This is a genomic window from Streptomyces longispororuber (genome assembly GCF_024448165.1).
GTDB lineage: Bacteria > Actinomycetota > Actinomycetes > Streptomycetales > Streptomycetaceae > Streptomyces > Streptomyces longispororuber_A.
This window is the reverse complement of record NZ_JAMOLN010000014.1, coordinates 1-17070: the sequence shown is the minus strand read 5'-3', so window position 1 is coordinate 17070 and position 17070 is coordinate 1. Positions and strand designations below refer to the sequence as shown.

At 74.1% G+C, this 17070-nt stretch carries 13 protein-coding genes; 5 read left to right on the top strand and 8 right to left on the bottom strand.

Annotated features, from left to right (window positions below; all coding sequences use genetic code 11):
- Positions 1-25 precede the first annotated feature (25 nt).
- Together M4J07_RS06165 and M4J07_RS06160 are read right to left on the bottom strand one after the other, a co-directional pair.
- On the bottom strand, positions 26-2998 hold the full coding sequence (locus tag M4J07_RS06165; RefSeq protein ID WP_255968092.1) for a helix-turn-helix transcriptional regulator: 2973 nt from the start codon (positions 2996-2998) through the stop codon (positions 26-28).
- Between the two features lie 223 nt (positions 2999-3221).
- Positions 3222-4778: an MFS transporter gene (locus M4J07_RS06160; protein WP_255968090.1), complete on the bottom strand. Its 1557-nt coding sequence runs from the start codon at positions 4776-4778 to the stop codon at positions 3222-3224.
- An 83-nt stretch (positions 4779-4861) separates the two neighbouring features.
- On the opposite strand from M4J07_RS06160, the gene M4J07_RS06155 reads away from it, so the two are divergent.
- Positions 4862-5443: a TetR/AcrR family transcriptional regulator gene (locus M4J07_RS06155; protein WP_255968088.1), complete on the top strand. Its 582-nt coding sequence runs from the start codon at positions 4862-4864 to the stop codon at positions 5441-5443.
- A gap of 4 nt (positions 5444-5447) precedes the next feature.
- Positions 5448-6305 (top strand): SMI1/KNR4 family protein, encoded by an 858-nt coding sequence (locus M4J07_RS06150; protein WP_255968086.1) that lies wholly within the window; start codon positions 5448-5450, stop codon positions 6303-6305.
- Positions 6306-6309: 4 nt separating this feature from the next.
- Here the strand turns inward: M4J07_RS06150 and M4J07_RS06145 are convergent, their stop codons facing one another.
- Entirely contained in the window at positions 6310-7503 is a 1194-nt protein-coding gene (locus M4J07_RS06145) for a PucR family transcriptional regulator (protein WP_255968084.1), read from the bottom strand.
- A 167-nt stretch (positions 7504-7670) separates the two neighbouring features.
- On the opposite strand from M4J07_RS06145, the gene M4J07_RS06140 reads away from it, so the two are divergent.
- Both M4J07_RS06140 and pruA read left to right on the top strand, forming a co-directional pair.
- Complete coding sequence (locus M4J07_RS06140; RefSeq protein ID WP_255968082.1) at positions 7671-8597, top strand: proline dehydrogenase family protein; 927 nt, start codon at positions 7671-7673, stop codon at positions 8595-8597.
- A 74-nt stretch (positions 8598-8671) separates the two neighbouring features.
- Complete coding sequence (pruA, locus tag M4J07_RS06135) at positions 8672-10303, top strand: L-glutamate gamma-semialdehyde dehydrogenase (RefSeq protein ID WP_255968228.1); 1632 nt, start codon at positions 8672-8674, stop codon at positions 10301-10303.
- Between the two features lie 154 nt (positions 10304-10457).
- Here pruA and M4J07_RS06130 read toward each other — a convergent pair whose 3' ends face one another.
- Entirely contained in the window at positions 10458-10826 is a 369-nt protein-coding gene (locus M4J07_RS06130; RefSeq protein WP_255968080.1) for a MerR family transcriptional regulator, read from the bottom strand.
- Between the two features lie 57 nt (positions 10827-10883).
- On the opposite strand from M4J07_RS06130, the gene M4J07_RS06125 reads away from it, so the two are divergent.
- On the top strand, positions 10884-11996 hold the full coding sequence (locus tag M4J07_RS06125; RefSeq protein ID WP_255968078.1) for an alkene reductase: 1113 nt from the start codon (positions 10884-10886) through the stop codon (positions 11994-11996).
- Here M4J07_RS06125 and M4J07_RS06120 read toward each other — a convergent pair.
- From M4J07_RS06120 to M4J07_RS06105, 4 genes are all read right to left on the bottom strand, one after another.
- Complete coding sequence (locus M4J07_RS06120) at positions 11983-12924, bottom strand: NADP-dependent oxidoreductase (protein WP_255968075.1); 942 nt, start codon at positions 12922-12924, stop codon at positions 11983-11985. The genes M4J07_RS06125 and M4J07_RS06120 overlap by 14 nt on opposite strands.
- Before the next feature lie 106 nt (positions 12925-13030).
- On the bottom strand, positions 13031-14941 hold the full coding sequence (locus M4J07_RS06115; RefSeq protein WP_255968073.1) for a glycoside hydrolase family 97 protein: 1911 nt from the start codon (positions 14939-14941) through the stop codon (positions 13031-13033).
- 134 nt (positions 14942-15075) lie between these two features.
- The gene (locus M4J07_RS06110) at positions 15076-16269 is read right to left on the bottom strand and encodes a lysophospholipid acyltransferase family protein (protein ID WP_255968071.1); all 1194 of its coding nucleotides are present in this window, start codon (positions 16267-16269) and stop codon (positions 15076-15078) included.
- A partial coding sequence (locus tag M4J07_RS06105; protein WP_255968069.1) for a phosphatidate cytidylyltransferase occupies positions 16266-17070 on the bottom strand: 805 nt, incomplete at its 5' end. The genes M4J07_RS06105 and M4J07_RS06110, both read right to left, overlap by 4 nt.

Sequence of the window (17070 nt, the reverse complement as noted above, 5' to 3'; positions counted from 1 at the left end):
GACCCGGCCCTCAGCCGTTCCCGTATCAGGAGGACGCGCTGGTCTCCGGCTCGATCAGCCCCTCGCGGTAGGCGATGCCCACCGCCTCGGTGCGGCTCGAAGCGCCCAGCTTGGCGAGGATGTTCGACACGTGGACGCTCGCCGTCTTGCCGCTGATGAACAGCTCCTCGCCGATCTGGCGGTTGGTGCGCCCGCGGCCGAGCAGTCGCAGTACGTCGCTCTCCCGGGCGGTCAGCGCGGCGATGCGCTCCCCGGCGGCCGGGGCGTCGGAGAGCCGGCCGCGCCGGATCAGCGCGTCCAGCGCGTCGAGCAGGGGTGCGGCGCCGAGCCGGACGGCGGTGTCGCGGGCCGCGTAGGCCTGCTCGGCGGCCTCGTCGCGACGGTCGGCGGTGAGCAGGGCCTCCGCGAGCCGCCGTCGGCAGCGCGCCAGCTCGTACGGTTCGCCGTAGCCGAACGCCGTCACGGCGCGCTCCCAGGCCGCGACGTCGGGACCGGTCGTGGCGCGGACCCCCTCGGCCTCGGCGCGGGCCAGCCAGGCCAGCCCCTCCGGACCCTGCTCGGTGCCGTCCTCGCCCCGGGCCGCCGTGCTGCGGGCCAGCTCCACCAGTTCGGCGGCGGTGCCCGTCCAGCGTCCGGCGGCGGACGCGTCGCCGGTCAGCCGGGACTCCTCCGCCGCGTCCGCGACCGCCGACAGGGCGAGCGCGGCGAGCCGCACCACGGCGTCGGGGCGCTCGGAGCCCGAGTTCTCGGTGAGCTTGTCGACCCAGTCCCGCATCTGCCGCACGCAGTCCTCGGCGTCGCCGCGCAGCGCCGCGTCGTCGGTGAGCACGATGCTCGCGACGAGCGTCGCCATCCAGTCGCTGGTGGCGTCGAGCAGCGCACGGGTCCCGGCGACCGCCGCGTCGTGGTCGCCGCGGGCCAGGACGACGTACAGGGCGGGCGCCGTGGTGAACCCGCCCGCGGCCGTGAGCAGTTCGGCGTCGGTGGCGGCGGCCCGTACGCACTCGTCCCAGCGGCCCAGCGTGTAGAGCAGCAGGGACTGGAGGTAGCGCAGCTCCAGGGCGTACGGCGAGGAGAGCACACCGGCACGCCGGGCGCCGTCGAGGCCGTCGCCGATCCAGGTCAGGCACGCGTCCAGGTCGCCGGATTCGTAACAGCCGATGGCGAGGTTGTAGAGCGCCCGCATCTCCACCGACAGGTTCCCCGCGGTGCGGGCCAGTTCGCGGGCCCGCACCAGGTCCTGGCGGCCCTCGGGGGTGCGCCGGTTGTGCGTCCGCAGGCCGATCCGCGAGATCAGCAGATCCGCCTGGGCGTCCGGCAGCCCCAGCCGCTCGGCGATGTCGATGGCCTGCCGGGCGACCCGCTCGGCGTCCTCGTCGCGGCCCACGTACCGGGCGGCCATGACGTGGGTCGCGGCCGCCCACACCCAGGTGCGGGTGGGCGGCTCGGCGGGGATCAGCGAGAGCGCCTCGCTGCTGTAGGTGAACGCGGCCTCCAGGTTGTCGATCCGCATCAGGTTGTCCGCGAGGGTGTAGCGCACCCGCGCGGCGAGTTCGGAGTCGGCGTCCGAGCCCGCCCGGGCGAGCGCGGAGCGGGTCAGCTGGACGGCCCGGTGCGGCTCGCCCGCGTGGGCGGCGGCGCCGGAGGCGCGCAGGGTGAGGGTGACCGGGTCGGTGTGCTCGGGGTGGGCGGCGGCGTCCACCACGGCCCACAGTTCGAGCGCGGTCTCCAGGTGGCGCAGTTCCTCGGCGGGCGCGCGCACCCGCCGGGCGTGGTCGGCGGCTTCCAGGGAGGCGGCCAGCGCGTCGGCCAGGTCGTGGCTGGCGCGCGAGTGGTGGGCGCGCTCGGCGGCGCTCTCCGACGCCCGGCCGTCCGCGGCCAGGAGCGTGGCGAACAGCCGGTGCAGCCGGATCCGTTCGCCGGGCAGCAGGTCCGCGTAGACGGCTTCGCGGGTGAGGGCGTGCCGGAACGAGTACGTCGCGTCGTCGCCCGGCACCAGCTGCTGGTGCCCGATGGCCTCGCGCAGCGCCGACTCCAGCTCCTCCTCCGGGAGTTGGACGGCGTCGCGCAGGAGGTCGTGGCCGACCCGGCGGCCCGCGACGGCCGCCGTGCGCAGCACCTGCTGCGCGGTCTCGGTCAGCTGCTCGATCCGGATCAGCAGGACGTCGGCCAGGCCGCCCAGGCCGCCGGGCACGGCGGGGGAGCCGGGGTCCTCGTCGTCGGGCAGCGCGGCGAGCAACTCCTCGGCGTAGAAGGCGTTCCCCTCGGCGCGGTCGACGATGTGGCGGACCGTGCTGTCGGGGACGGGGCCTGAGTGCTGCGCGCGCACCAGCCGGGCCACGTCGGCGTCGGCCAGCGGGCGCAGGTCGAGGCGGTCCACGGCGGGCAGCCGGATCAGCTCGGCGAGCAGCGGCCGCAGCGGGTGGCGGCGGTGCAGGTCGTCCGTGCGGTACGAGGTGAGGACCGCGAGGCGGCGGGGCGGGCCGCCCGGCGCGGGCCGCTGCAGGACGCCCCGGCTGAGCAGGAAGCGGAGGAGGTCGCGGGAGGACTGGTCGGCCCAGTGGAGGTCCTCGACGACCAGCAGCAGCGGGGTCAGGTCGGCGAGGTCGGCGAGGAGCCCCGCGACGCCCTCGAAGAGCTGGAGCCGGCCGCCCGCGTCCGATCCGGCGGCCGTGCCGATCAGCCGGCTCACCGCGGGGTACGCGGCGAAGGCCGGGGCGAGCCGCTCGTCCGCGGCGGCCGCGCCGAGGATCTCCGTGAACGGGAGGTACGGCAGGCCCACGTCGCCGAGGTCCACGCAGTGCCCGGTCAGGACGGTCGTGCCGGTCGCGGCGGCGTGGGCCGCGGCCTCCGTCAGCGTGCGGGTCTTGCCGACGCCCGCGTCCCCCGCCACCAGGACCGCGCGCGGCTCGCCGGCCGCGGCCCGGTCCAGCACGCCGGTGAGCCGGGCCAGTTCGTCGTCCCGGCCGATGAGCGGCGTGTCGAATGTCTGTGCCACGGGCCCATCCTGGCACGCTCCGGGCCGGCGCCGGGTGTCCCGGGTGTTCCGGGCGTCCCGGTACTGCCGGGCGCGGGACGCGGTGCTGCCGGACGCGATGCGGGGCGGGCCGGAGTGGTCCGGCCCGCCCGGCGTCGTGCCCGGCAGAGGTGGTCGTCGGTGAGGGTCGTCGGTGGCGGTCGTCGGTGGTCGTCAGCGGTGGTCGGCAGGGGGCGTCGTGGGGTCAGACCGCGGCCACGTCGGCGGCGGTGGTGTCGGTCGCCGCGGCCTCCGGGGCCGGCACCTTGCGCAGGCTCGCCACGGCGAGGACGGCGGCGGCGAGGAGCAGCACCGCCCCGGCGATCGCGGCGGCCTGCATGCCGTGGGTGAAGGCCTCCCGTGCGGCGGCGGTCAGGGCGCGTCCGGCCTCGCCCGGCAGCTGTCCCGCGACGGCCAGCGCGCCGCCGAGCGTCTCGTGGGCCGCGGCCGGGGCGTCGGCCGGGACGTCGTGGCGGTAGACGGCGGTGCCGATGGAGCCCAGGACGGCCATGCCGAGGGCGCCGCCGAACTCGGCGCCCGTCTCCAGGAGGGACGCGGCGGAGCCGGAGTTGGCGGGCGGGACGGTGCCGAGCGCCAGGTCCATCATCTGGGACATCACGGTGACGATGCCGGCGGCGAGGACGCCCGCGCCGGCCAGGACCAGCCAGAGCGAGTCGGCGCCGGCCAGGGTCAGCAGCCCGTATCCGCAGGCGGCGACGGTGAAGCCGCCGGCGACGACGTGGGCCCGGTGCACGCCCTTGGCGACGAGCTGGGCGGAGACGGGGGCCGCGACACCGACCAGGACGGTGGGGAGCAGCGCCCAGAGCGCGGCGGCCATCGAGCTCTTGCCGAGCACCGACTGGAGGTACTGCGTGGTGAAGAAGGCCGAGCCCATCATGCCGAAGGAGGAGACGAGGTTCAGGACGACGGCGGGGGCGAAGCCCCGGCCGCGGAACAGGGCGGGGGAGATCAGCGGGGACGTCGCGGTGCGCTGGCGCCGGACGAACAGGGCGGCGAACAGCAGGCCCACGGCGATCGAGACGACGTACTGCGCCTGCCAGCCCTCGGACGGGATCTCCTTGATGCCGTAGATGACCGGCAGCACGGCCGCCATCGACAGCGGCACGCTCAGCAGGTCGAAGCGGCCCGGCTCCGGGTTCTTCGACTCCGGCAGCAGGAACGGGCCGAGGGCCAGGAGCAGCACCATCGCGGGCAGGTTGACCAGGAAGACCGAGCCCCACCAGAAGTACTCGACGAGGACGCCGCTCATCACCGAGCCGAGCGCCACGCCACCGGTCATGACGGCCGACCACAGACCGATCGCCTTCGCGCGCTGGCCGGCGTCGGTGAACATCGTGCGGACGATCGCCATGGTGGACGGCATGAGAGTCGCGCCGCCGATGCCGAGCAGGGCGCGGGCGGCGATCAGGGTCTCGGCACTGTTCGCGTAGGCGGCCAGGGCGGAGGCGGTGCCGAAGGCGGCGGCGCCGATCAGGAGCAGCTTGCGGCGCCCGATGCGGTCGCCGAGCGAGCCCATCGTCATCAGCAGACCCGCGAGCACGAACGCGTAGATGTCGAAGATCCACAGCTGCTGGGTGCCGGACGGCTCCAGGTCGGCGCTGATCTCGGGGATCGCGAAGTAGAGGACCGAGACGTCCATGGAGACCAGCAGCAGCGGCAGCATCAGGACCGCCAGCGCGGTCCATTCCTTGCGCCCCGCAAGGGAGTCGGGGCTCGTGGTGGTGCTCGTCGGGTTCGTCATGCCAGGAACTGTACGGGCGTCTTAAACGCTTGTCTAGAACGAATGTATAAGACAGTCGTCTGGATCCTGGGTAGGGTGGGGGCATGGGACATCGCGAAGATCTGCTCGAGGGCGCCAAGCGCTGCCTGCTGGAGAAGGGGTTCGTGCGCACGACGGCGCGCGACATCGTGAAGGAGTCGGGGACCAACCTGGCGTCCATCGGCTACCACTACGGGTCGAAGGACGCGCTGCTCGCGCAGGCCTACGTGGCGCTGGCCGAGGTGGCGTCGGAGGGCTGGGGCGAGCAGGACGAACTGCCGGGCGAGCCCGGGTCGTTGGAGCGGTTCGGCGCCGTGATGTCGGGGATCACCGGCAGCCTCGGCAAGCCGGGCTCCATCTGGCACCTGAGCATCGAGCTCATCACGATGGGCGACAAGCTCCCGGCCGTACGGGAGTACCTGGCGGCGGCCCAGCGGGAGGCCGGCCGTGGCTTCATCGGCATGATCATGGGCGGCGAGGAGCCGCCGGCCGACGACCCGAGCGTGGACACCCTCGGCAAGTTCTTCTCGGTGCTGGTGCTCGGGCTGATCGCGCAGCACACCTTCGACCCGGAGTTCTCGCCGAGCGCGGAGCAACTCACCGAGGGGCTGCGGCAGTTGACCGAGTCCGTGGCGAAGGCGAAGTAGCCGCGTGCCCGAGCAGCAGCCGGAGCAGACCCCGCTGGACCGCCTGACCGCACGCCTGCCGCCGCCCGCCGCGGCCGTCGACGCACAGGGCGACTGGGCCGCCGCGGAGCGGGCGCTCGGCCTCCGGTTGCCCGACGACTACCGACGGCTGGTGGAGACGTACGGCCGCGGCACCTTCTGGGACGTGCTGAGCCTGCGCACGCCGTTCGGCGGCGCGGGGCCGCTGCGGCTCGCCGCGGACCTCGCCGCGGACTTCGGCCCGCTGCGCGAGATGTCGCCCGAGGACTACCCCTACCCCCTCTTCCCCGAGCCGGGCGGCCTGTTCTCCTGGGCGCTGACCGACAGCGGCGGACACGTGTGCTGGCTGACCGAGGGGGAGCCCGACGCCTGGCCCGTCGTCGTGTGGTCGCGCGACGACGAGTACGAGCGCTTCGCGTGCGGCGCCGCCGCCTTCCTCGACGAGTGGACCGCCGGCCGGCTCCCCGGCGAGCTCCTGCGGCCCGAGCCGGGCCTCGCCCCGTACTTCGACGCGGCGATCGCCCAGGACCACGTCTACGTGCGGCTCGCGGACGGAGACCTCCCGTACGACGAGCGGCTCGGCATCCTGCGCGACGCCCTCGGCCCGACCGCGGACCGCGGCTCCTTCGAGCACGACGGCGCCCGCCAGGACCACTTCCTCGTCACCCGGACCGGCTGGCACCTCACCTACGAGACGGCGTACGGCCACACGCTCCGCGTCGCCTTCCCGCCCGCCGACAGCGAGGCGGCCCGCCGCGCGGTGCTGGACGCCGTCCGCCGCACGGGCTGCGCCGTGCTCTCCTGCGACACGATCCACGGGACGTCGTCCTGGCGCGCCGCCTGACTTTCTAGAGGCGCGCCGCCTTCAGGCCCATGTGCAGCAGCAGCCGGTCCTCGCCCTCGTCCAGGTCGAGGCCGGTGAGCTGCTCGACGCGGGAGAGGCGGTAGTAGAGGGTCTGCCGGTGGATGCCCAGCGCCGCCGCCGTGCGGCCCGCCTGGCCCGCGCAGTCGAGGAACACCTCGGCGGTGCGGGCGAGCTGGCGGTGGGCGGGGGCCAGCAGCGGGGCGACCACCGGATCGTGGGCCGCCTCGGTGGGCAGGGCGGTCAGCAGGCGGTAGGGGCCGATCGCCGACCACCGGGTGTCGGGGCCGAGCCGGGGATTGGCCAGCGCGGTACGGGCCGCTGCCGTCGCCTCCTGCCAGGCCGTGGCGAGCTCCGCAAGATCGGTGCGGGGCGCGCCGATGCCCGCGGCCACCGGCCCCGCACCGGCCCGTGCGCGCAGCTTCGCCGCCGCCGTGAGCGCCGGGGCCAGCACCTCGGCCGACCGCAGCCGCACCAGCAGCGCCAGGCACTGGCCCGTGAGGCCCCACGGCACCGTGCAGAGCGCGTCCGCGGCCGGCAGCGTACGGACCGACGGGGCGTCGGCCGGGTCGGCCGACGGCCACGGCGCCACGCACACCACCGTGTGCAGGCCGTCCGCGCGGGAGCCGAGCGCCGTGCGCAGCGCCGCCACCGCCATGTCCCGCTGCCAGCCCCGCTCGGCCGTGAGCACGGAGTGGAACTCGCGGGTCAGATCGGCGCCCGCCTGCGCCTCGTCGGCCAGCTGCGCGCCGATCCGGCCGGCCACTTCCATGGCCGCGTCCAGCTGCTCCCCGGTCGGCCCCGGGTCGTCGTCGAGCAGCCACACGTATCCGAGCACGATGCCCCGGTGGCGCACGGGCAGACAGATCCGGCCCCGGTACACCCCCGCCTCGGGCGTCGCCGGGATCCGGACCGGTTCCGTCGCACGGGCGATGCCGAAGCCCTCGAACCAGGCGCGGACGGCGGCGGTGGAGCTGCGCGTGAGGATCGAACGGGTGCGGACCGGGTCCAGGGTCGACGCGTCGAAGTCGGTGTCCCCGTCCTCGCCGTCGCTGAGCTGCGCGCCGAACGCGATCAGCCGGAAGTCGCGGTTCTCCAGGGTCGCGGGGGCGCCGAGCAGCGCCGAGATCTCGTCGACCAGTTCCTGGTAGTCACCCTTCACCCCACCATTCTCACGCATCTCATGCAGGGCTTCATACATATGTCTGAGGTGGCGGCCACAGATGCGTGACAGCTGTCGATGGCACAGGATCGGGGGGATCCTTAGATTTCACGGTGGTTCCCCGTGCCGTTCCCCCTTTGCGGTGGTTCGGCCTGTCCTCAACTCATGCTCCGTGGAGGTGCCCCGTGCTGGCTCCCCTGATCCTCGCCGCGTCGCGCAGCGACAAGATGCGTTCCTTCGTGTCGGCGGCGCCGGGCACCAAGCAGGTCGTCGACCGGTTCATCGCCGGTGAGACGGTCGAGCAGGTCGTGCCGATCATCGAGGACGCCGCCGCCAAGGGCCTCGAGGTCACCCTCGACGTCGTCGGCGAGGACATCACCACCGTCGAGCAGTCGCACGCCGCGCGCGACGCCTACCTGGAGCTGATCGAGCGCCTCAAGGTGCTCGGCCTCGGCACCAAGGCCGAGATGTCCGTGAAGCTGTCGATGTTCGGACAGGCGCTGGAGGGCGGCCACGAGCTCGCCCTCGCGAACGTCCGCCCCGTCGTCGAGGCCGCCGCCGCCATCGGCACCACCGTCACGCTCGACGCCGAGGACCACACCACCCTCGACTCGATGTTCGCCATCCACGAGGAGCTGCGGAAGGACTTCCCGCAGACCGGCTGCGTCATCCAGTCCTACCTCTTCCGCACCGAGGACGACGCCCGCCGCCTGGCCGCCGCCGGCAGCCGCGTGCGGATCGTGAAGGGCGCCTACAAGGAGCCCGCCGAGGTCGCGTACCAGGACAAGGCCGAGATCGACAAGGCCTACGTGCGGATCATGCGCATCCTCATGGAGGGCGACGGGTACCCGATGATCGGGTCCCACGACCCCCGCCTCATCTCCATCGCCCAGGAGCTCGGCCGGCAGGCCGGGCGCAAGCTGGACGAGTACGAGTTCCAGATGCTGTACGGGATCCGCAGCGACGAGCACCTGCGGCTCGCCGCCGAGGGTCACCGGATGCGTGTCTACACCGCGTACGGCACCGACTGGTACGGATACTTCATGCGCCGCCTCGCGGAGAAGCCGGCCAACCTGCTCTTCTTCGCCCGCTCGATCCTCACCAAGGGCTGAGCCCCCTACTCGTAGGGCCCACTCGCTCAACCGATAACTCCCCGACCCCCCGAAGGAGATACGGACCCATGACGCTGGACGCCGTGACCCAGGTCCCCGCCCCGGTCAACGAGCCGGTGCACGGCTACGCCCCCGGTTCCCCGGAGCGCGCCCGCCTGGAGGCCAAGCTCAAGGAGCTGGCCGAGAACCCGATCGAGCTGCCCTGCACCATCGGCGGCGTGCGGCGGATGGGTGGCGGCGAGCGCTTCGACGTCGTGCAGCCGCACAACCACAAGGCCGTCATCGGTACGTACGCGAACGCCACGGAGCAGGACGCCCAGGACGCGGTCGACGCCGCCCTGGCCGCCGCCCCGGCCTGGCGCGCGATGTCCTTCGACGACCGCGCCGCGATCATCCTGCGCGCCGCCGAGCTGCTCTCCACCACGTGGCGCGAGACGCTGGCCGCCTCCACGATGCTCGGCCAGTCGAAGACCGCCCAGCAGGCCGAGATCGACACCCCGTGCGAGCTCGTCGACTTCTGGCGCTTCAACGTCCACTACGCCCGCAACCTGCTCGCCGAGCAGCCGCCGGCGAACTCCACCGGCGTGTGGAACCGCATGGACCACCGCCCGCTGGAGGGCTTCGTCTACGCGATCACGCCGTTCAACTTCACGGCCATCGCGGGCAACCTGCCCACCGCCCCCGCCCTCATGGGCAACGTGGTGGTCTGGAAGCCGTCCCCGACGCAGACGCACGCCGCCGTCCTGCTGCTCCAGCTCCTGGAGGAGGCGGGTCTCCCCAAGGGCGTCATCAACCTGGTGACCGGTGACGGCCTCGCCGTCTCCGAGGTGGCCCTGAACCACCGCGACCTGGCCGGCATCCACTTCACCGGCTCGACCAAGACCTTCCAGCACCTGTGGAAGACGGTCGGCACCAACATCGAGAAGTACCGCACCTACCCCCGCCTCGTCGGCGAGACCGGTGGCAAGGACTTCGTCGTCGCCCACCCGAGCGCCGACCGCGCCGTCCTCAAGACGGCCCTGACCCGCGGCTCCTTCGAGTTCCAGGGCCAGAAGTGCTCGGCCTCCTCGCGCGCCTACATCCCGGCGTCCATCTGGAACGACGGCTTCAAGGAGGAGTTCGCGGCCGAGGTCGACGGCATCACCATGGGTGACGTCACCGACCTGTCGAACTTCATCGGCGCCGTCATCGACGAGCGCTCCTTCGCGAAGAACAAGGCCGCGATCGACCGCGCCAAGGGCGACGCGTCCTGCACGATCGTCGCGGGCGGCACGTACGACGACTCGACCGGCTACTTCGTGCGCCCGACGGTCATCGAGTGCACCGACCCGGCCAACGAGGTCTTCACGACCGAGTACTTCGGCCCGATCCTCGCGATCCACGTCTACGAGGACGAGAACTACGACGCCATGCTGGAGCAGATGGAGTCGGTGTCGGACTACGCGCTCACCGGCTCGGTCATCTCCAACGACCGTGCCGCCGCCGCGGCCACGATGGAGAAGCTCCGCTACGCCGCGGGCAACTTCTACATCAACGACAAGTCGACCGGTGCCGTCGTCGGCCAGCAGCCGTTCGGTGGCGGTCGCGCCTCCGGTACGAACGACAAGGCCGGTGCCCCGCAGAACCTGATGCGGTGGACGCTGACCCGCGCCATCAAGGAGACGCTGGTCCCGCCGACGGACTACACGTACCCGCACATGGGCTGACGCCCACCCCTTGACCCCCGCCCTCGGCCAGGGCCCCACCCCGGCCGAGGGCGGTGTTGTCTTTTCCGGCTGCGGGCCGGTGGGGGCTGTGTCATTGGCGGCTCCGCCGCGGGGCGCGACCAGCCCCCACCGGACCGGCACCCGCCCACGACCGTCACACCCGCGGAGCGACCCGCGCCGCTTCGATCACCTCGTCCAGAACCGCCCGCGCACGCAAGAGCTCCGCGATCGTCTCGTCGATGCGGGCCCGCTCACCGGCCAGCTCCGTGAGGAGCCACGGCGTGGCCGACGCCGAAGGGGCGCCGTCCTCGTCACGGGTGCACGGCAGCAGCTGCGCGATCTTCGTGCTGCACAGGCCCGCCGCGAAGAGCTCCTGGATGCGGACGACACGGGCCACCGCGGACTCCGGGTAGGCGCGGTGCCCACCCGGGGTACGGTCGGCCGCGAGGAGACCCTGCTGCTCGTAGTAGCGCAGGGAGCGCTCGCTGACGGCGGTGCGTCGCGCCAACTCGCCGATGCGCACGGGCCGTTCACCTCCGGACTTGAAATTGACACTGGTGTCAGGATCTACCGTCCCGGCATGTCGAACAGTTCGCTTCTGCGCCCCTATTCCCTCGCCCCCGCAGGACTCGCCCTGCCCAACCGGATGGTCATGGCCCCCATGACCCGCTACCGCGCCACCGAGGACGGCACCCCGCTGCCGGTCGTCGCCGACCACTACGCCCAGCGGGCGGGCGCCGGGCTCATCGTCACCGAGGGCATCTGGCCCAGCAGCCGCGGCCAGAGCGGCTGGCGCCTGCCCGGCCTGGAGACGCCCGCGCACGTCGAGGGCTGGCGGCGGGTCACCGACGCCGTGCACCGGGCCGACGGGCGGATCTTCGCCCAGCTGATGCACGGCGGCCGGCAGGGCCACCCGCTCAACCGGATCGACGCGGACGTCCCCGCCGGACCGTCCGCCGTCGCCCAGCCGGGACCCGTGCACGTGCGCGACGGCGCCAAGGCCGACGCCGTCGTGCCGCGGGTGATGACCCTCGACGACATCCGCGTGGCCGTCGACGACCACGTGGCCGCCGCGCGCAACGCCCTCGACGCCGGGTTCGACGGCGTCGAGCTGCACGGCGCCAACAGCTACCTCATCCACCAGTTCCTCGCCGACAACACCAACCTCCGCGACGACCGGTACGGCCGCGGCTCCGTCGCCGACCGCATCCGGTTCGCCGTCGAGGTCGTCGGCGCCGTGGCCGACGCCATCGGCGCCGGGCGGCTCGGCCTGCGCCTCTCGCCCGGCAACCCGCAGTTCGGCATGGCCGAGGCCGACCCGGGCCCCGTCTACCGCGCCCTGCTCGCCGAGCTCGACGGCCTCGGCCTCGCCTACCTCCACCTCACCGACGACGACCGCTACCCGGCACTCGCCGACCTGCGGCCCCGCTGGAGCGGCACCCTGATCGCCAACGTGGGGGAGAACCACGAGCCCACCACCCGCGCCCAGGGCGAGGCCGTGCTCGACGCGGGGCGCGCCGACCTCGTCTCGTACGGGCGGGCCTTCCTCGCCAACCCGGATCTGCCGCGCCGCTTCGCGACCGCGGACGCGCCGCCGCTGAACACCGTCGACGAGAGCCGTCTCTACACGCACGGCCCCGAGGGGTACACGGACTACCCGGCCCTGGACGACCTCGCGGTCAGCCGTCCGTGACCGTCAGCACGATCCGGCCCTGCGTGCGGTGCGTCGCCGCCATCTCGTGCGCCTTGCCGACCTCCTCCATCGGCAGCAGCGCCGCGACGTGCGGGCGCACCCGGCCCGCCGCCATCAGCGACGCCACCTTGCGCAGCGTGGCGCCCGACGGCTGCACCGCCACCGGCGCGAACCGCACCCCGCGCGTCTCCGCCTCCTCCGGGGTGACGCCCAGGTCGGCGAGGATCGCGGAGACCAGCAGACCGCCGGGGCGCAGGGTGGCCAGGCTGCGCGGGCCGTAGTCGCCGCCGACCAGGTCGAAGGCGACGTCCACGTCCCGTACGGTCCGGGCGAAGTCGGTGGTCGTGTAGTCGACGGGTTCGTCGACGCCCAGGCCGCGCAGGAAGTCGTGGTGGTCGGCGCGGGCGGTGCCGATGACGTGCGCGCCCTCGGCCTTGGCGATCTGTACGGCGATGTGGCCGACGCCGCCGGCCGCCGCGTGCACGAGGACCCGGCGCCCCGGACCGACCTGGCCGAGGTCGACGAGGGCCTGCCAGGAGGTGAGCGCGGCGGCGGGGGCCGCGGCGGCGTGCACGTGGTCGACCGTCGACGGCTTCGGGGCCAGGTGCTCGACGCGGACGAGGACGTACTCGGCGTAGCCGCCGCCCCGGATCATGGCGAACACCTCGTCGCCCGGCCGGAACCCGTCCACGTCCTGGCCCGCCTCCTCGACCACCCCGGAGACGTCCCAGCCGAGCGTGAACGGCGGGTCGCCGAAGATCGGCGCCGCGCCGCTGCGGGCCAGCAGGTCGACCGGGTTGACGCCCGCCGCGTGCACCCGGACGAGCACCTCGCCCCCGCGCGGCTCGGGGCGCTTCGCTTCCACCACTTCGAGTACCTCGGGGCCGCCGAGGCGGCGCTGGCTGATGACACGCATGGTGGCGCTCATGGCGGGACCTCCCCAGGGTCCGGCCGGGCCACCGCGGCCCGGCCGGTTCTGGGTCCATCGTGCGGGGAGTGTGCGGTACGTCAACTCCCTTGAACGCAAAGGGATTTCATCGGTCACACGTGGTGCGTGCGGGGCTCCGGCGACAGGCCAGTGCCGCGAAGCCGCCGTCGGCCTGCACCGGGACGGAGAGCGTGGCGTCGCCGCGGACGACGTACGGGGTGCGCACGAGCCCGGCCGGGCCGTCGGTGACCGTCTCCACCAGCCAGCGGCCGGGGCCGAGCCGCAGCGGTACGTCGACGGTGCGGGCCGGGCCCGCGAAGGTGCCGCCGATGAACCAGCGCCCGCCCGCCTTCCGTGCCGTGACCGCGGCCCGGCCGGGATCGCCGACGAGCAGCCGGGTGGCGTCCCAGGCGCGCGGCAGCTGCTCCAGGTAGCGGCGCGCCTCGGGGCGTTCGTCGTACGACTCCGGGGTGCCGGCGAGGTTGGTGACGCCGGACTCGTACAGGACGGCGAGCCCCAGTTCGCCCGCGTCGGAGCCGACGTTCGGGCGGTAGGGGCGGTGGAAGGCGCCCGGGGTGAAGTCCATGGACCCGATCGCGTTCCGGGTGAAGGGCAGGGTGGCCAGGTGCTCGGCGGTGTTGGTGCGCTTCTCCTCGCCGCCGACGCCCTCCATCGTCATCACCTGCGGCCAGGTGCGCTGCATGCCCTTGGGGATCGTCGAGCCGTGGAAGTTGACCAGGAGGTGGTGCTTCGCGGTCGCCGGGAGGATCTCGTCGTACCACCGGAAGCGGTCCTGGGACTCGCTGTCCATGAAGTCGATCTTCACGCCCGCGACGCCCCAGCGCTCCAGCGTCGACAGCCACTTCTCCCGCTCCACCGGGTCGGTGAGGAGGGTGTAGTGCAGCCAGACCTGGATCCGGACGCCGCGCTCCTTCGCGTAACTCACCAGCTGGGGCATCCAGTTGCGGGCCTGCCACTCGGGATCGACGACCTCCCACTGGCCGGGCAGGTAGTACCAGCCCGCGTCGACCACCTCGTACGGCCAGCCGCGCTCGACCGCGTAGTCGACGTACTTCTTCTGCGCCTCCAGGCTCTGGCCCGCCTCCTTGCCGCCCGCCAGCCAGGTCCACAGGGCCGCGCCCGGCTCGATCCAGGAGGTGTCCCGGACCCGGGAGGCGGGTGCGAGGTCGTCGGTGAGCGTGGACTCGGTGACCGTGGCGAGGGAGCCGGTGACGAGGGCCCGCCAGGGCGTGGCGAGCGTCTCGCCCGCCGTGACGCGCACCGGGTCGTCGTTCCACAGGCCGACGCCGTACGTCGACGAGCCCGCGGTGTGCGTCAGGTGGGCGCCCGCGTAGCGGCCGGTCAGATCGGACTCGGCGACGAGCGTGTACGTCGAGCCGGTGCGGAACAGGCCCTGCATGCCGTAGCTCCCGGTGGGCGCGGCGGCCGCGGTGTACTGCTTGAACTGGTTCTCGTTGTCCTGGCGGTAGACGTTCAGCCAGGCGTCGGTGCCGGCCGGGAAGGTGAAGGCCGACGTCTCGCGCAGGATGTTCCCCGAGGCCGCCGTCGTCGCCGCGGGCAGCCGGTAGCGGTAGGCGACGCCGTCCGCCGACTCCCGTACGAGGACGTCGAGCCGGGCGTCGGTGGTGGTGGAGGCGAAGCGGTAGGTGGTCTCGCGGGCGTGCACCTGGCGCAGCCGGGACTTGCCCGCCGCCGTCCGGTACGTCTCGTCGACCGCGCGGGTGGTGGGCCGGCCGTCGAGTCGCAGGCCGGCGCTGAGATCGGCGTGTTCGGTGACCAGGCCCAGCGGGGACGGCGTGACGACCTGCCGGCCGCCGGTGGTGACGGAGAGGGTGGGTCTGCCGTCGTCGAGCGTCACGGTCGCGGCGGGGCCCCCGTGGGCGGGGCGCTCCTCGGGGGCGGGTGCGGCGCGGGCCGTCGGGGCGGTGAGCAGGGCGGCGGTGAGCAGTGCGGTGAGCGTCAACAGGGGCGTACGGAAACGGGGTTGAGCCTCCATGTGCGTACTCCACATCACTGAGACATCCGATGAATCGGAGCATGGAGGGGCGTGACAGGCCAGTCAAGGCTTGTGGCGCCATATTCGTCGGATTGCTGATCCGTGGGTCAGCAGCGGGCGGCGGTGCGGACCGTTCAGGACCACCCCGCCACGATCATCGTGAGTCCGACCGCGAACCCGGCTCCGAGCAGCACCAGATACGTCCCGTACCTGCGGCGCATCCGGTGCGCCAGGAAGCCGAACGCGCCGAACGCGAGGCCGACCGCGAGCGTCCTGGCGCCCCGGGCGCGGGCCGCCGCGGCGAGGAAGTCGGCGGCCGGGACGTCCGCGCGGCCCGCCTCCTTCGCGTACACCTTGAACGGGATGCCGTTCCAGGGCTGGTGGCGGACGGCCGCGGCGGACTCGACGGCCAGCTCCTGGCGCACCTCGGCGCGCATCCGGTCGGTGGTGAGCGGCGCGGGCAACTGGACTCCCGACGCGGCGAGTTGGAGGGCGAGCAGGCCGCCCGCCAGGCTGCCCGCGAGCGCGGAGAGGGACAGCTTCAGGGCACGGCGCGGCACCGCCACGCAGGCCACCGCGAGGAGCAGCTCCGGCATCAGCGGCCAGCTCAGCGCCTCGGCGAACGCCCAGGCGAAGGCGAGCGGCAGGCCCCAGCGGGAGCCGACCAGCCGGGCGACCGGCTTGCGGACGGGGGAGTCGGCGAGCGGTTCCGCGACCGTGCGGTCGTGCAGGGCGGCCACCGCGTCCCTGGCCTCGTCGGGAGTGGCGTCCGGCGGCAGGGGCGCGCCGATCCGGACCCGGACCAGCGCGGGGCGCAGGCGGCCGTGCTTGGGCAGCAGCCGTGCGGTGCCCGCGATGCCGACCGGCACGACGGGGACGCCCGCGCGCTCGGCGAGCACCAGGGCGCCGCGGTGGAACGAGCCGAGCGCACCGTCCCGCCCCCGCGTCCCCTCCGGGAACAGCACGACCGCGCCGCCCGCGCGCAGCGCCGGGACGTGGGCCAGCAGGTCGTCCAGGCCGCCGCCCGTGCGCCGCACCGGGAACCCGGCGGCCAGCCGGCGGCAGATCCGCGCCCGGTACCGCGACGCGAACCAGTAGTCCGCCGCCGCGCCGATCGCCGGGGCGTGCCGGGCGTCGAGGGCGGCGAGGAGGGCGGCGGTGTCGGCGTGCGAGGAGTGGTTGGCCACCACCACGCAACCGCCGCGCGGCAGCCGCCCCTTGGTCTCGACGCCGCCGGTGAGCGTGAGGACGGTGCGCCAGAGCGCGCGCCGCAGCCTCGCCCCCGGCCCCTTCGTAGGGACCGGCCGCGTCCCGAGGTCCGCCGTCATGCCGTCACCCCCAGGGCCGCCACCAGCGGCAGCGCCACGAGCAGCGAGTCGATCCGGTCCAGCAGCCCCCCGAACCCCGGCAGCCAGTTCCCCGCGTCCTTCACGCCCGCCTCCCGCTTGACCATCGACTCGATGAGATCCCCGAGCACCCCGCCGGCCAGCACCGCGGCCCACAGCGCGAGGGAGAACGCCCCGACGGCGGCCAGCGCCCCAGCGGTTGCCGCGGCCGCGCCCGCCGCACCGGCCCACGTCTTGTTCGGCGAGAGCGCCGACAGCGGCCGGGCGAGCGGACCGCGCCGCCCCAGCGCCGTGCCGCCGCACCACGCCCCGACGTCCCCGAACGCGACGGCGATCCCCACGGCGAGCGCCGTGTCCGCGTCGAGCAGCACCAGACAACTCAGCGCCACCGGGATCCACACGAGCCCGAACAGGGTCCGCGACGCCCGGGTGAACCCGCCCGTCGCGTCGCCCCGGACGACGGCCACCGCCACGGCCGCCACCAGCAGCACCCCGGCCACCCGCAGCGCGTCCGCCCCCGGCGCGGCCCACGCCAGCCCCGGCGCCGCGACCGCCGCGCAGACCAGCACCCCGTGCTCGCCCCGGCCGAGCCCCGCCATCCGCGCGTACTCGCCCACGGCGACGACCCCGAGACCGGCCGCCAGCGCGACTGCGCCGACCGGCCCCGCCAGACAGGCCCCGAGGAAGAGCGGCGCGGCCACGGCCCAGCTCCGCCACCGTCTGCGCAGCTCGGCCCGCATCCGCACCCGCGCGGGCAGCGCCGCCACCGCGACACCCCCGGCC

What these genes read in the sequence shown, in the direction of transcription:
- M4J07_RS06110 (WP_255968071.1), bottom strand. Translation starts at nt 16,269, where the DNA reads ATGACGGCGGACCTCGGGACGCGGCCGGTCCCTACGAAGGGGCCGGGG.
- M4J07_RS06120 (WP_255968075.1), bottom strand. Translation starts at nt 12,924, where the DNA reads ATGAGCGCCACCATGCGTGTCATCAGCCAGCGCCGCCTCGGCGGCCCC.
- M4J07_RS06115 (WP_255968073.1), bottom strand. Translation starts at nt 14,941, where the DNA reads ATGGAGGCTCAACCCCGTTTCCGTACGCCCCTGTTGACGCTCACCGCA.
- M4J07_RS06160 (WP_255968090.1), bottom strand. Translation starts at nt 4,778, where the DNA reads ATGACGAACCCGACGAGCACCACCACGAGCCCCGACTCCCTTGCGGGG.
- M4J07_RS06145 (WP_255968084.1), bottom strand. Translation starts at nt 7,503, where the DNA reads ATGCGTGAGAATGGTGGGGTGAAGGGTGACTACCAGGAACTGGTCGAC.
- M4J07_RS06125 (WP_255968078.1), top strand. Translation starts at nt 10,884, where the DNA reads ATGTCGAACAGTTCGCTTCTGCGCCCCTATTCCCTCGCCCCCGCAGGA.
- M4J07_RS06155 (WP_255968088.1), top strand. Translation starts at nt 4,862, where the DNA reads ATGGGACATCGCGAAGATCTGCTCGAGGGCGCCAAGCGCTGCCTGCTG.